The organism is Oceanisphaera profunda, from assembly GCF_002157895.1.
GTDB classification, from domain to species: domain Bacteria; phylum Pseudomonadota; class Gammaproteobacteria; order Enterobacterales; family Aeromonadaceae; genus Oceanimonas; species Oceanimonas profunda.
On record NZ_CP021377.1, the window covers coordinates 224469 to 239788 of the forward strand.

A 15320-nucleotide genomic window follows, 5' to 3' on the forward strand; every position below is an offset into this window, starting at 1 on the left:
TATTATATTAGCTTGCAGAGATCTTACCTTGCAGAAAAACAGCTGATAATGTTAAAATTTTGCGACAATTCAGTCTTTATTTCGAATTTATAGTACTAATAGCAATGCTAGAGAAATTTATGCATTGCTGTCATATTTTATTGTTAAGCTGAACGCTTAGTTAACGTTGTCAAATTTTGTCTTTTTATGATGTTAATGACCATACTTGGGGGTGCAATTGCGATGCAGATACAAGAATCAAACACTGGTGGGACACTCTCATCAATGGTCTATCAGAAGATTCTGATTTCAATCATTAATGGCGAGTACCCAGTGACGGAGAAGCTGCCTAGTGAAGCTAAGCTTTGCGAGAAGTACAGTGTTTCTCGACCCGTGTTGCGAGATGCGTTAACGCGTCTCAAAGAAGACAACTTAATTGTGTCCCGAAGAGGATCAGGTAGCTTTGTCGTTAAACGACCTGATGAAACCGTGCTTTCATTCTCTAAAATATCCAGTATTTCAGACATTCAACGGTGTTTTGAGTTTCGCACTAATCTCGAAGGCAGCGCCGCAGGTCTTGCTGCTACTCGCCGTACCGCTGTTCAGCTTAACCGCATCATTGGCGCAGCGGAAAAAATCAAAGAGGCAAACAGCATCCAAGCGGTAGCCAGTGACGAAGATTTTGAATTCCATCTTGCTATTGCCGAGGCATCTAATAACCAGTATTACTCGACAGTCATGAAATCACTGCGTGAGAATATTAAAGAGGGAATGAATATCACTCGGACGCTATCATTACGCTCTGCAGACCATAATCGAATCACTTTAGTTCAGGATGAGCATGACGCGATTGTGAAACATATCGTAGATGGAGATGCCAAAAATGCGGAGCTCGCGATGAGAGCACATCTTAATAATGCGAGGGTGAGAATGTTTGAGGGTACCGATAGCTAAGAGAATAAGTACCGTCATCAGCGCTAGTTCGACAAAGAGAATTTGAACAATCAGCTTTCGAGGAGCGCTCGCCTGCTTTGAGATCAGCAGCCCTATCGAGATCGGCCAGGCTCAGCTAGAAAATTCAGCTAAATCAGAAAAGTTCACCTCCGGCAAATGCTCAAAGCCGGGCTTGGCAAACAAGTAACCTTGCATAAGTTCAACGCCCGCATCGCGCAGCCAGATAAATTCGTTCATGGTTTCTATGCCTTCGGCCAATGGCGTGACGTTAAGATCGGCAAACATACTTAGGCAATTTCTTACTATGACTTGGCGTACTTTATCTTGTTGGATGTTACGAATAAGCTCCATATCCAGCTTAATAATATCGGTTTGAAAGTCCGCTAATAAATTAAGACCGGAATACCCCGAGCCAAAATCATCGGTGGCGGTGGTGAAATTTAGCTGCTGATAATATTCAATTACCCGCTGAATATGCTTATTATCCTCAAGTTTTTCGGTCTCCGTAAACTCAAATATAATACGCTCGATAGGAAAGTTATGCTCTCTGGCTGCCGCAAGCGTGGTACGTATACAACGCTCAGGTTGAGAAATAGCATTAGGCAGAAAGTTAATGCTGAGCATAGTGCTCACCTCGAGCTTAGCTGCCAAAGCGATGGCCTTAACTCGGCACAGCTGATCAAATAAGTAGCGGTTCTCATCGTTAACCTTGGAAATAATAGAGTATGCCGACTCATTATTTAGGCCACGCACCAGCGCCTCATAACCAAATATGGTTAAGGATTGGCAATTAATGATCGGCTGAAACGCCATGGTAAAATCAAAATCCAGCGCCTCTTTATTCACACATTGGCTACAATACTCTCGCTCGCAGCCTCCTGTTTTACCGTTCATCAGTCTCTCCTTGTACCGCGAAAGGTCAACAGACCCTAATAACAAGCCACCGCTGTTACTGATTAAGCAAAGCTTTATAGCACTCAGCCTAGCTTACTCAAGCGAATCGGCATAAAAAAGGCCGAATATATGAGTGCCTAGGTGAGCATTGCGCTGTGATAAATACATATCGCCCTACTTTCTTGCTCATTAGCAGCAGGTTAGGTATTGATAGTGTTCATCTCATTAACCTGCTGCTTAAACAAGCTGTGCTGCTTGCTTAAACCATGGATATTTTTTAAGGAATTAATGTGTCCGAAACACAGCGCCCTCAGGCTCATCGCCCTTGGATCCTAACTGCATTGATGCTGTTTATGATGCTGGCTGCCATGGACGTAACCATTGTATCCACCGCCGTGCCGCAAATCGTGGCGGACTTAGGCGACTTTTCGCTGTTTACTTGGGTGTTTTCTATTTATTTGCTGACGCAGACCGTCACTATTCCCGTATACGGTAAGTTAGCTGACTTATACGGTCGCAAACCGATTTTGATCTTTGGCAGTACGTTGTTTTTGGTGGGATCTGCCGCCTGTGCCTTTGCCTGGGATATGCCCAGTTTAATTGCCTTTCGTGGGCTGCAAGGTTTGGGCGCGGGCGCCATTATGGCCACCATTAACACCTTGGCCGGCGACTTATATAGCTTAGAAGAGCGCGGCCGCGTGCAAGGCTACTTGTCCAGTGTGTGGGGCATAGCCGCCATTTCTGGCCCCATGCTGGGCGGCACTTTTGTGGAATACCTGACCTGGCACTGGATATTTTTAGTCAACCTGCCCATTGGCCTGTTGGCGATTGGCTTACTGATGGCGTTCTTGCATGAAGACGTGGTGAAAAAACGCCATAACATCGATTATCTCGGCTCCGCTGCCATCTTGACCGGTGTGGGCAGTTTAATCTTTGCGCTGATGCAAGGCGGCACGGCGTGGGACTGGACTTCCAGTGCTAGTTTCATCGCCTTTGGCATTGCCGCGCTATTGCTGATATTTGCGGTATGGACACAAACTCGCGCCCTTGAGCCCATAATGCCGGGCTGGTTGTGGCGCAATCCGGCACTGGCAGGTGCAAATTTAGCCATGGTCGGCATGGGCTTTATTATTATGGTGCCCACCGCCTATTTGCCCACCTTTACTCAGTCTGTATATGGACTCAATGCCATTAGCGCCGGTTTGGTGCTGGCGGCCATTAGCATCGGCTGGCCCACCGCTTCTAGCTTATCGGCCAAGTTATATATGCGCATTGGTTATCGTAATACGGCGCTAATTGGTAGCATCTTGATCTTCATCGCCACGGCAGGGTTTTTAGTCTTGCCCTATCAAGTGCCCATTTGGGTGCTGGTGTTTGATCAGGTATTGTTGGGCGCGGGCTTTGGTTTATTGTCGACGCCATTATTGGTGGGCGCGCAAGCCTCAGTAGGCTGGCAACAACGCGGTGTGGTTACCGGTGCCAATATGTTTTCGCGTTTCTTAGGCCAGAGTTTGGGTATTGCGGTATTTGGCACGCTGTTTAATGGCAGTTTGGCTACACAACTCGCCACAGCACCCAATGAGCTGCGGGCGCGCTTACCCCAAGATATCGATGATGTAGTAGTCAACTTACAGCAATCGGAGCTGGCCTCAGATGTCGCACTGTATCTGCGCCATAGTGTGTTTGATGCCATTTATGGCTTGTATATTGGCTTAGCGGTAGTCGCCTTGTTGGTGCTGATTATTGTGGCGATTAGCCCCAGACAATTTAGTATCCATAAAGCGGAGACAGTGACCGCTGGATCTTAATGCTAATAATTTCCTGATTACCCACAATGATCAGCCATACTTCAGTCATTCTATTTATCAATATATTCAATTACTTGCAGGTATAGCATCTTCGGTGAACGGTACTTCTGCACGCTTTTATGTTTGAATTTTAAAATACCAGCTATGCTGGTCTGCCGAAGTCCTCTTTATTAAAGAGACGGGCAGCTACAAAAGAACAAACCTAAACAGGACGGTACAGTGACTGAGGTTCATGCGTAATCAGGAATAATTTAGACAAAAAAATAGAGCCTCATTAATGAGGCTCTATTTATGCAAACATTCACTAAATCAACGACACCTAACAGAAATCGTGATTATTCGACGTTGCGGTCAGCAATTTTCTGTAAATTAGCATTAATTTTAAACAATACCACCATCAGCTCACACCAAATACGGGCAAAAATAACGCCACCCAATATCGTCATCAAGCCGGAAAATATACTGCCAGAAAATATAATACCCACACCGCCAAGAACCGCAGAAAATAACAGCACCCAATATAAAATGGTAATGAATTTTGGGGTCACCATGTTATCGAAGAAGAATAACTCTCTCATTTATATGTACCTTTAATTAAATAATATTTTATTGTTAATATGACGGCACATTATGCAGTGTTTGACCCTTAACTCAAGGCAACACTCGCAATTAGCTTCAATTGCCTCGCATTTTCAGGCTTATCTGTTCATAAAAAAGCCCCCGCAACTTGCATTGCGGGGGCTAAAACTTATCACTTAATAATAAAGGTTAAGCGGGCTCACCGGCGAAGCCGCGCAAGCCTACTACGTGCACTTGTTCTTGCTTACCATGCACCTTACGGATCAGCTTATAAGTGGTGCCTTTTTCGGGGCTGATATTTTCTGGAGCGGCAATCAGTAATTGCATATCTTGGCGCTCACACAGCTCAAATAAAGTGGCAATGGATCGCGTATCAAGACGCGCCGCCTCATCTAAAAACAATAAGCGGCACGGCAATACCTCGCGGCTACGCAAATGACGGGATTCTTCTTCCCAGCTTTGCAACACCATCAACAAAATTGCCTGACCAGTACCGATAGCTTCACCGGTAGAGAGCGCGCCACTTTCTGCCCGCAACCAGCCGTCGGCACCGCGCTGAACTTCGATATCCAAGTCCAGATAGTTGCGGTAATCAAGCAGCGCTTGGCCTAATACCTGCGGGCTGCGATCACCTTGTTCAAGCTGCGGATTGATGCGCTGGAACAACTTGCCCATGGCCTCAGAAAAGCTCATTTCTTTGCTGCCAAACAAGTCTTGATGGCGGCCTTCTTGATCGCTCAGTGCTTCTAAAAGCCGGGCATAAGTGTCGCGAATATTCACGTTTAAGCGCACCCCGCCCACCAAGCCAAAACTGATATTTTGCAGGCCTTGGTTAAGTTGACGAATACGGTTTTGCTCGCGGCGAATAATGGTATTAATTTTTGCCGCCACTTCATGGGACGACAATGACAACTGACCTTCGCGCTGTTGCAACTCGTCGGCCAAACGGCCCAGCTCCACTTCCATTTCTTCCAGCGCTTCTACCGGGTCGTCAGCACGAATAATATCGTGACGAATACGCGCTTTAAGATGGCTAAATACCAGTATATAAAACTGCACTTTTTGCAGAGTATTGCGCTGGCCTTCACTGATGCGCAGCGCATCGCGCAGCTCTTCATCATTAGCCACCGCCATGCGCAACGCGCCTAAGGCTTTATCAGAAATAGAGCGCAGCTCATCAGAATCTAAATAAGCGAGCTCGGGCTTAGCGAGACGGCGCTCTACATCGTTATCTCGGGCTAAGCGTACCACGGTCGCCCAGTTGGCTTTATGATTGACCAGCGCTTTACGCGCCGCAAAGTAACCTTGGCCGTCTTTGCCTAAGCGCTGGCTGAGTGACTCAATCTCTCGTTTACACACTTGGCGCTGCGCCTCGGTTTGGCTACGACGGCTGCGAGTATGCACCAGCTCGCTTTCGCGCTCACGCTTATTACTGAGCGCTTTTTCTTCCATGTCATCAGACAAGCTAATGCCCAGTGCGGCAAACTCTTCTTTAAATTCAGTCAAAGTTTGATTACGTGCACCGTGACCGGTGACCAAGGCGGTACGGGCTTGCAGTGCATCGGTTACGCGCCCGCTGAGTTGCTCAACGCGAAGATTAGCCTTACGTCTGGCGTCTTCTGCCTGCACTAACTTGGCTTTTAAGCTGTCGTTCATGGCCGAGCTTTGATCTAATAACTGCTCCGCATCGGCATAAGCTAAATGCGGCAAACGGGCCACGAGTTGCGTTAATGCATAAGTGCGGGCGCGGGCTGCGGTCAGCTCGGCTTCGGCTGCCAATACTTGTTGCTGCAGCTGCTCAAATTCGGCGGGATCTTGGCGTAATACTTGTACTTGCTCCGCCAAGCGGCCTAATTTTTGGCCGTGCAGCGCCATAAAGTCGCGAGCTTGGGTTAAGGCATCCTGTTCGGCGGTGGCCGCAATTAACCGCGCTTCGGCTTCAGGCTCGTTTAAGTGCTCGGCCAAGGGCAATAAACGTTGCAATAGCGTTTGTTGGCCGCGCACTTGCTCTCGTTTGGCCTGCCATTGCTGCAGTTCGCTTTGACTGTTCGCCAAATTGTCATCTAGCTGCGCTTGGCTGGCACTCAGTTGCTCAAGCTCGGCTTCTGGATTTGGCCCAAAGGCATCTTGCATACCTTGGCTAACAAATTCGCTTAACTGATGATACAAGCGACTTTGTTTTTGCTGATTAAAGGCGGAGTCGGCGTATTGAGCGTTGCTGGTTTCTAGCTCAAGATTCAGCAGGCCAATTTTCGCTTCTCGCGCCGCGCGGCCAAACAATGGCTCGGTAGTAAAGCGCGAATAACGCAATTGGCGCTCGCCGTTTTTCACCCAAATGGCGTTACCCAGCTCGGTGGCGTGCAATACATCTTCATCAAAGGCATCTGGGTTACCTTGAATGAGATACACATCCGCCGGGCATGATTCTAAGGCCTGTAATTGCTCAAGGGCCGCTTGCGGATCCTGCACTACTATGCCGTTACGAGCCGGCCCATACAGCGCCTCATAATAAGGGGCATCTTCTACGGCGATATCGTCATACACATCCGCCAGTAAGGTACCGCCTAATTGCTCACATAAAGAGATAAGACGCGGATCCGCATCACTGCCGCCATGCAAGCCGCGCACTTGTAGCTCTAATTGTTGTTTAGTTTGCAGCGCCTGTTGCTTAAGTTGCTCCGCACCGTGCTCAGCACGCAAGGCCTGCTGCATGGCGGCGGTAACTTCACTGGCGTCCAATAACGGCAAATCTGATAACTCACGCAGCCGTACTAATTGCTGCTGGGCCTTATGCCACGCCGGTGCTTGGGTGCGCAGTGCCGCTACTTTGGGCGCAATAAGGTTGCGCTGAGCCTGAAACTGGCGTTGTTCATCGGCACAGTCGGCAAGGTGGGCTTCCAGTTCAATGCGTTGCTCGTCCAGCTCGGCAAGCTGCATTTCTAGCTCGTCCGCGTCATTCACCGGTCGGCCTAACTGGGCCAACTCGGTTTGCAACGCTTGAGCTTTATGACGCTTATCGAGATTTTGCGACGCTTGGGCATACTGCTGGCGAATACTGGTTTCACGGGCCAAAAGAGCTTGATACTCACGGCCTTGCTCCAGTAATTGATTGGCGCGCACAAAGGCTTGCGCCCGCTCTACCCCCGAATCTATGCCTGTTAATAACGCCAAGGCATGATCGTATTGCGCCCGAGCGGCTTCGGCTAACGAAAGATGCTGGCGCTGCTCCAGCACCACGCTGGTCAGCGCTTGTTCTTTCGCCTGATGGGCTTGTTCTTCAGTTTTTGCCGATTCTGGCGTCAGATCCGGTAAGCCACAGGCCACCTTGGCCTCGCCCAACGCATTGCGCGCTTGGCGATATTGAATGGCGCGAGTTTGTTGGGTATCGAGCGCTTGCTGATAATCCGCCAACTGGCTTTTTAGGCTGTCGACTTCTTCATCCGCCGCGCTCTTAGTGGCAGCGGCCAAGTCGTGCTCGTCTTGCAGCTCGGCTAAGGTTTCTTCTTGAATGGCCAGCTTTTCGGCCAGCTCATCTAATTCATATTGATAGCTTTGAATTTTTTCATTGAGCTTAACGCCGTTTAACACTCGCGCTAAGTGCTCGGAGGCCATGTCTAACTCTTGGGTTAACATGCGCTCGCGAGCACCGAGTTGCTCTAATTCATCCGCCAGGTAAATCAGCCGCGCGCGCTCTTCGGCTAAAATATTGCGCTCGTGAGTTAGGGCTTTACGCGCCGCTAATGCTTGCTCAGACAAGCGCTTTTTCTCGGCACTGTTACGCACATAATCTGCAGCCACATAGTGCGTGGTTTCGGTGATCAGTTGGCGAAATACATCACGCTGGCGCTGAGTTTCACGGATCGCTTCTAGGGTGCGGCGATTTTCAAAGATGGCCGCTTCCATATCATTAAACGCTTGGCGAATACCGGCGTTTTCTGGCAATAAATAATCTTTAAGGCTACGACTAATGGTGCTGGAAATACCGCCATAAAGCGAAGCTTCAATCAGACGATAAAACTTAACGCGGTCGCGCTGATCTTTCAGCTTGCGCGGCGTGACGCCCACATCAAACAAGAAGTTGTGATACTCGGAGACGGTATTAAAACGGGTAAATTGCAGCTCACACGCAATGGCGGCGGCTTTCAGCTCATTGAGTGAGCGCACCTGACCACGACCGTCTTCCAGTTGGGCCAACAACAGCTCGGTGGGCTTAATGCTGTTTAAGCCTTCACCCGTGGCTAAATCGCCAATATCGGCACCGCGTACGCTAAAGGCAGTGAGGTTTACCTTGTTATCACGGTTCGCTACTTGCTCCAGATGTACCCCAAACCAGACCCGCTCGCCTTGGGAGGTATTAATCTCGATCATGGAATAGCAATGGCCGCGCTGCAACTTACCATATAAGCCTTTGTCGCGACTGCCCGACTGACTGCCCGCTTCGGTGGTATTACGAAAATGCAGTAGGCTTAAATCAGGGATCAGCGCGGCAATAAAGGCCGCCATGGTGGTGGACTTACCCGCACCGTTGCCGCCAGAAAGCGTGGTCATCAGCGTGTCCAGCTCAAAGGTGCGGGCAAAAAAACCGTTCCAGTTGACCATGGTCAGGGAATGGAATTTACCGCGCACAAAATCACTCGCCGCAGGCTGATCGCTCGCAGATTCGCTGGCGGTTAGCTGCATGTCATGTGGCTGGGCGAGCACGTTCTCGGGCAAAGTCTCGGTCGCAGATGTGTTATTTATATGAGTGCTCACAGCGTATTCTCCTGCTCATCTTGCTCGGTTTCTTGTGCTGATCCCGCATCTTGCTCATCTCGCTGCTCTTCATCTGGCTCGTCATTACCGGCCACCGCCTCGCCATCGCGGATCATGCGCAGTTGCAGTTCACGCGGATCTTCATCGGTGCGCACATCGGCGGCAAAGCGAAATACCGCCTCAGAAATACGAAACTTATCTTGGGTGCCCACATTGCTCACCATGCCTAAGCGCTTAAGGCGGCGAATAGCACTTTTTAGTTTGTCTTGCAGCTTGCGACGGTCTAAATCACTGCCGCCGGCGCGCTGATTAACCATGCGTAACAGCGCAGTTTCATTGGCCAGTGTCAGTACTTCTTCTTGCAAGTCCAGCAAGGAGAACACGCCTTCATTCACTAGGCGATCTGGGCTTAAATACAGGTAGCACAACACCTTGCCCACCAGCATTTCTAGCTCAGACAAAATAGAGGTATTGATCTCACTGGTGGAGCGCGGGCGCAGATAATAAAAGCCCTCGGGCGCGCGCACTAACTCCACTTGATAGCGCTGATAAAAGGCTTCTAATTCGGGATAGTATTCTTGTAACAGCGAATGAACTTCCAGCTCGTCGGCGCTAATGTGACGGCCGGTGCGCAGTTGACTGTCGAGCATCGGAAATAACGGATTGGCGATGGCCAAGGCCAAACGCGGTGCGAGTGCAGACTCAGTATTGGTCGATAACATGTGCTTGTACCTTGGCCCCGTGGGCGTTAATGCGTTGCCATTCTGGCTGAGCGGCGCCGACACATTCAGCGTTGGCGTGGCCGAGCTTCACTGCTTCATCAATCAGCAGGCGAGCAATATCAAAATGTTGGTAGTGCGGAAAATCTGCTAAATAGCCTTTCAGCACCCTGGCCATATCGAGCGGGCGGCCATCTTCTGCAAAATGCTGCAGATGCTCACGAATGCGCCCAGATAACTCTGCGGTCACATCCAGCATCTCGTGATATTCCAGCTCTGCTGGTAGCTCGCCGGTGACCTCATCCGCATAAGCGGCGAGCGTTTCCGCTCTTAACTCAAGCAGCGGCTCGGCCAGTGCGATACGCAACTGCCAGTTATGATCTTCAAATTGGCGAATCGACTCGCGCAAGCGCTGGCTAAAGGCTCGGTTTTTATCCATGTCGATGGCAGTACGAATAAAACGATGCACGTGCAAGTCGTAGCGTGACCACAGCTCAATACACTGGCTGCCCCACAAAATAATGGCGTCTAATCGCGCTTGCAGCTGTTGGCATAAGGGGGCTAATGCCAGACCGCGCGCGTCACTTTGCAACTGCTCTTCAATGTTCAATAAGCTGAGCTGCAAGCCATGGCCGGCTTTATCCAGCGTATCTTGAAGCTCACGCAAGGTGTGTCCGGTTTCACGCAATAATTGCTCACAGGCAGCAATGGCCTCGTGCCAGTTTTTATGCAGGAGTGCGGCAATATTGGCTTTAACGGCATTTTGCTGTTCGTCCATGGCGCGCTGGGTATCGTCGATACGTGCTAATTGCTCGGCCACCGAATAGGTAAGACGCCCTGCTACTTCTTGCTGCCACAGATCATCATTAGGATTAGCAGCCATGGTGGCGGCAATCTTATTCAGATCTAGGCTAATTTGCTCCAGCTGTAACGACAGCTTAATTTGGCTGACATCTCTTTGCGCGGCAAAGAAATCGACGATACCCACGCCTAAACGCGTTAAGCGATACAGGCTGTCATCGTCACCCGCTTGGGCTTGAAAACGACTGAGCAGCCGTTGGCTGACCAAATCATTGATAGCATTATTAGCGCGGCTCACTTGGGTTTCTTCAACTTGGCCAAAGCCTTTACTCACGAAGCTAAAGGCATGCTGTAAGTCGGCCTCAGATAATTGAGACTGCTCGCCGTTTTGGCTAAATACTTGAATTGCCAGCAACAACGCCAGCCGCTCGGGCGGCAGGTTGAGCTGACATTGCTCTTCTTTCACCCAACCTATCCAGTCCGGCAGGGTGCGGGACATGTCTGTCATTTATGTGCTCTCTTTATCTTTAGCCGTAAGGAGTAAGACGTGAGGGGCCAAACACAGAACGTGTGGGCACTAACGCCTAACATTTTACGCCTCATTCTTTACGGCCATTGAAGTAATCATTATCCCCTTCGGGGATCTGTAAGCCGTATACGGTCAGCTATAAATTAAAACCTAAAAGCACAAGAAATCTCTAGTCTTAATCTGTTAGCTAGGTGCTTGGCGCCGGGCGCTCGGCGCTGCTTTTCTGCGCGACTACATGAATATATCGGCCTAAATGCATAAAAGGGGCGATTTTGGCGTGGGCTAACTCCATGGCGATCACTTCATCCGCCAGCTCCACGCGCAGGGTTTTATTGACCATATAATCATGGATCACCCGCACGCCGCTGCGGTCGGTTATAACAAAGCCCAGCGCCTGCAGCCAGTCATTCACCTGCTCTGGCCGACAAGGCCAGCCTGGGGTCAGCTTCTGACGTCGCTTTTTGACCAAATCTGCGTATACGTAATCAAAATGGCCCATCACTAGGCTGTGATACAAAAGCCCGTCGCGATTATAAAACATCAAAGATAAGTGGCCGTCGTCCACCAGCAAAGCTTCTAAGCAGGCTAATAGCTCAGCTTGATGCTCCACCCACTCTAGCACTGCATGGCACAAGATCAGATCAAACTGACCAATATCCGACACCATCAAAGACTGTATCGGTGCATGAATAAATTCAAACTGGCCCAAGATGCCCTTGTCCTGAACTTGCTCCCGGGCCAGCGCCAGCATATCGGCGGATAAATCGCACAGCACCACGTTATGGCCTAATGCAGCTAAGCCTTGAGATAACGGACCAAAGCCGCCGCCCGCATCTAAAATGCGCAGCGGTCGCTCTTTAGGCAAACCGGCCAAAAGCGCATCCAGATCACGCTCTAATACCGCGAGACGAATGCGACCTTTAGTGGTGCCATAAATGTTGCGGGAAAACGCTTGGGCTTTGCTATCAAAATTAGTATTGGACTGCACGGCTATTTCTTAACGGCTCAGGGGCCGCTATTCTGTCATAACCTTGGGCCTTAACAAATGAGTGCGTGCGTGGGATCGGTTTTTTTGGCGAAAAAGTGGCTCGGTAGCCTGTTATTACCGCTGCCCTTGCTGTTAATCATCAGCCTTATTGGCTTAGTGTTAGTGCTTAAACAACATAAACGCAGCGGCGTCGGATTGGTACTGTTCGCCATTATGAGTCTGTGTTTACTGTCAATGCGACCGGTGGCCAATGCTTTAATTGCCCCACTTGAAGCGCAATATCCGCCTTACTTAGTGGATGACTCCACTCCTAACTCAGTCCCAATACAAGATATTATCGTGCTGGGTGCCGCTCAAGTGGCCGACCTTAGCTTGCCGCTACTGAGCCAGCTGGGCAGTGCCGGCCTAGCGCGCATTAGTGAGGGCATACATTTAAGCTTGGCCTACCCAAATGCACGCTTAATTGTTAGTGGTTATGCGGGCGGTGAAGGTCGCTCCAGCGCCGAGCTTTATAGCGCCGTAGCGCAGAGCTTTGGTATTGCTAAGTCGCGTATTATCGAATTACCACTGCCGCAAGATACCTTTGAAGAAGCTGCCGCCATAGCGCCGCTGATTAAAGGCCGCCAAGCCTTGTTAGTCACGTCTGCCAGCCATATGCCGCGTGCTATGCGCTTGTTTAACGGCCAGGGTGCCAACCCCACGGCGGCGCCCGTTGGCCATTTGGCGAAGGAGAGCCTTCAGCACAAAGAGAGCCGCGCCAAGCTGCCGCTTTACACCTATTTGCCTAAAGCGCGATACCTAGAACGCAGCGAAACCGCTTGGCATGAATATTTAGGGCTAGCGTGGCAAAAACTGAATAACAGCGCCGAGCGCCCGGCGCCAAGCACCCAGCTTAGAAACGAAGACTAAAGGCAAATGGAGTTTTATCTTTAACTTTCAGCTTATCGATTAAAGCCTGTCTCTTAGTCACAAGTCAGTAAAGCACGCAGAGGCCGTGGTTTGCCTCCGTCAACTCGCTTAAGCTGCATCCATGCGGCGCTCGGCAAATGCCGTCCATGGCATTTGACGGTTGACTCCGGCAATGCCCACTGCCTCTGCCGACGATACAGAGCCCGTTGATGGTATTAACAGCGAACTCGGATGTATAGAAAGGCAGAGTGCAGCAGCTCAACCGACCATCCGCGCCAAGGATGGCGCGGCTGAGCCCCCAGGGATGGGTTCACGGCGAGTCGGAGGAGCGGTGCGCTTTGCCTGATATCGCCATTAAGCACAACAAAAAGATGTGACTATAGAGACAGGCTTAAAGCTTACCGCTACCCGTAGGACGCTGGTCTTGCTTGAGGCCTGCCTCTATAATGCCTGCATTTTATTGCACAGACTGCACAGGGAATAACAACAATGACACAGACAAGACGCCAGATCTTAGTGATGGGCAACTGGAAGCTGAACGGTAGCAAAACCATGGTTGCCGACTTAATTAAGGCGCTCAAAGCTCCTGCCACCGAGTGCCCAGCTGTGGCCGTGGCCGTGTGCCCGCCTGTGTTATTTTTAGGCCAAGCTCAAACTTTATTAGCCGACAGCTCCATTGCCTTAGGCGCCCAAGATGCAGACTTAAACAGTGAAGGTGCCTTTACCGGCGAAAATTCGGCCATTATGTATACCGAATTTGATGTGCAATACGTATTAGTAGGCCACAGCGAACGTCGCACCTTACATAATGAGGCCGACGCTACCGTGGCCGCTAAGTTTGCCGCCGTGCAACGTGCTGGCTTAACGCCAGTATTGTGCATAGGTGAAACAGACGCTCAGTTTGAAGCCAATGACACCCAAGCCGTGGTTCAGCGCCAGCTGCAAGCCGTGATTGATCATTGTGGCATCGAGGCTTTTAACAATGCAGTGATCGCCTATGAACCCGTATGGGCCATTGGGACCGGTAAAACGGCCACGCCAGAAATCGCCCAAAACGTACACGCCGCTATTCGTACCTTCTTGGCCGGACTCGACGCCGCCATTGCTGCCAAAATACAAATTCTCTACGGTGGTTCGGTGAAAGGTGCCAGCGCCGCCGGTTTATTTGCCATGGCCGACATAGACGGTGCACTGGTAGGCGGCGCCGCCCTGATCGCTGACGAGTTTGCCGCCATTATTCGTGCCGGCGCGTAAATACATTGTGAATGGTAAGGTGTGAGGTGTTGAACGCCTCTCTCCTCACGCCTCACCCTTTACGCTTCACACTTTAAAAAAGAGATAACAAATGATTAAACGCATTGGAGTCTTAACCAGTGGCGGTGATGCGCCGGGCATGAACGCTGCGATTCGTGCCGTGGTGCGTGCCGGCCTGCACCATAATCTGGAAGTGTTTGGCATACATAGTGGTTATAAAGGCTTATACCACAACGAGATTGAGTCGCTGGATCGTTATTCGGTGTCCGACGTGATCACCCGTGGCGGCACTTTCTTAGGCTCGGCGCGTTTTCCGGAATTTAAAGACGAAGCAGTGCGCTTAAAAGCGGTCGAAAATCTTAAATTACATGGCATAGATGCGTTAGTGGTGATTGGCGGTGATGGCTCCTACATGGGCGCCATGAAGCTGACTGAACTGGGCTTTCCCTGTATTGGCATCCCCGGCACCATTGATAATGACATTGCCGGCACCGACTTTACCATCGGCTTTGATACCGCACTGAATGTGGCGGTAGAAGCCATAGACCGCTTGCGTGATACCTGCAGCTCGCATAATCGCATTTCTGTGGTCGAGATCATGGGCCGCCATTGCGGTGATTTAACTTCTTCTGCCGCCGTGGCGGGGGGCGCCGAGTACGTCATAGTACCGGAAGTGGGGTTTGATCAAGATCAGCTGATCCAGCAAATTTACGAAGGCGTGGCCAAGGGCAAAAAACACGCCATAGTCGCACTGTGTGAAAACATGTGTGACGCCAATCGCCTCGCGTTTGATATTCAAGCGGCCACCGGTCGTGATACCCGCGCCACCATCTTGGGCCACACCCAACGTGGCGGTACGCCCAGTGCCCAAGACCGCATTATGGCCAGTCGCATGGGCGCCCGTGCAGTGGAATTATTGCTGGAAGGCTACGGCGGACGCTGCGTAGGCCTGCAAAGTAATAATATTGTGCATCACGATATTATTGATTGCATCAAGCATTTAAAACGCCCTTTCAACGAAGAAATGTACCAATTGTCGAATGTGCTGTTCTAACAATAAGTCCAGCGCTCAGTTAACAAAAAACGATAATTTTGTAGGCGAACGCTTGCTCTCGCATTTCGCCAAAGGCAGAACAGGTTGAATCCTAAACGCA

Annotated in this window: 11 protein-coding genes; 5 read left to right on the plus strand and 6 right to left on the minus strand. The window is 50.3% G+C overall.

From position 1 onward, the window contains the following. Positions 1-222: 222 nt before the first annotated feature. Positions 223-933 (plus strand): FadR/GntR family transcriptional regulator, encoded by a 711-nt coding sequence (locus CBP31_RS01020; protein WP_087038556.1) that lies wholly within the window; start codon positions 223-225, stop codon positions 931-933. A 111-nt stretch (positions 934-1044) separates the two neighbouring features. Here CBP31_RS01020 and CBP31_RS01025 read toward each other — a convergent pair whose 3' ends face one another. Continuing rightward, entirely contained in the window at positions 1045-1827 is a 783-nt protein-coding gene (locus CBP31_RS01025) for an EAL domain-containing protein (protein WP_087034471.1), read from the minus strand. A 290-nt stretch (positions 1828-2117) separates the two neighbouring features. On the opposite strand from CBP31_RS01025, the gene CBP31_RS01030 reads away from it, so the two are divergent. Then, positions 2118-3635 (plus strand): MDR family MFS transporter, encoded by a 1518-nt coding sequence (locus tag CBP31_RS01030; RefSeq protein WP_227875086.1) that lies wholly within the window; start codon positions 2118-2120, stop codon positions 3633-3635. A 335-nt stretch (positions 3636-3970) separates the two neighbouring features. Here the strand turns inward: CBP31_RS01030 and CBP31_RS01035 are convergent, their stop codons facing one another. The 5 genes from CBP31_RS01035 to CBP31_RS01055 all read right to left on the minus strand — a co-directional run bounded on the left by CBP31_RS01035 (position 3971) and on the right by CBP31_RS01055 (position 12003). Continuing rightward, complete coding sequence (locus CBP31_RS01035; RefSeq protein ID WP_087034472.1) at positions 3971-4213, minus strand: DUF4282 domain-containing protein; 243 nt, start codon at positions 4211-4213, stop codon at positions 3971-3973. Between the two features lie 190 nt (positions 4214-4403). Next, positions 4404-8840 (minus strand): chromosome partition protein MukB, encoded by a 4437-nt coding sequence (gene mukB / locus CBP31_RS01040; protein WP_174664637.1) that lies wholly within the window; start codon positions 8838-8840, stop codon positions 4404-4406. 122 nt (positions 8841-8962) lie between these two features. Continuing rightward, positions 8963-9688, minus strand: a complete 726-nt coding sequence (gene mukE, locus CBP31_RS01045) for a chromosome partition protein MukE (protein ID WP_087034473.1) — start codon at positions 9686-9688, stop codon at positions 8963-8965. Then, the gene (gene mukF / locus CBP31_RS01050; RefSeq protein ID WP_087034474.1) at positions 9669-10994 is read right to left on the minus strand and encodes a chromosome partition protein MukF; all 1326 of its coding nucleotides are present in this window, start codon (positions 10992-10994) and stop codon (positions 9669-9671) included. Before mukF ends, mukE begins: the two co-directional genes overlap by 20 nt. A 208-nt stretch (positions 10995-11202) precedes the next feature. Next, positions 11203-12003: a methyltransferase domain-containing protein gene (locus tag CBP31_RS01055; protein WP_087034475.1), complete on the minus strand. Its 801-nt coding sequence runs from the start codon at positions 12001-12003 to the stop codon at positions 11203-11205. 69 nt (positions 12004-12072) lie between these two features. Here CBP31_RS01055 and CBP31_RS01060 point away from each other — a divergent pair, with 69 nt between their 5' ends. From CBP31_RS01060 to pfkA, 3 genes are all read left to right on the plus strand, one after another. Further along, positions 12073-12912 (plus strand): ElyC/SanA/YdcF family protein, encoded by an 840-nt coding sequence (locus CBP31_RS01060; RefSeq protein WP_087034476.1) that lies wholly within the window; start codon positions 12073-12075, stop codon positions 12910-12912. 489 nt (positions 12913-13401) lie between these two features. Next, a complete protein-coding gene (gene tpiA / locus CBP31_RS01065) occupies positions 13402-14166 on the plus strand; it encodes a triose-phosphate isomerase (protein ID WP_227875088.1) in 765 nt (254 codons plus the stop codon). A gap of 91 nt (positions 14167-14257) precedes the next feature. Then, positions 14258-15220 carry a 6-phosphofructokinase gene (gene pfkA / locus CBP31_RS01070; protein ID WP_087034477.1) on the plus strand — a complete coding sequence of 321 codons (963 nt, stop codon included), beginning with the start codon at positions 14258-14260 and terminating at the stop codon, positions 15218-15220. The last annotated feature ends 100 nt before the right edge of the window (positions 15221-15320 follow it).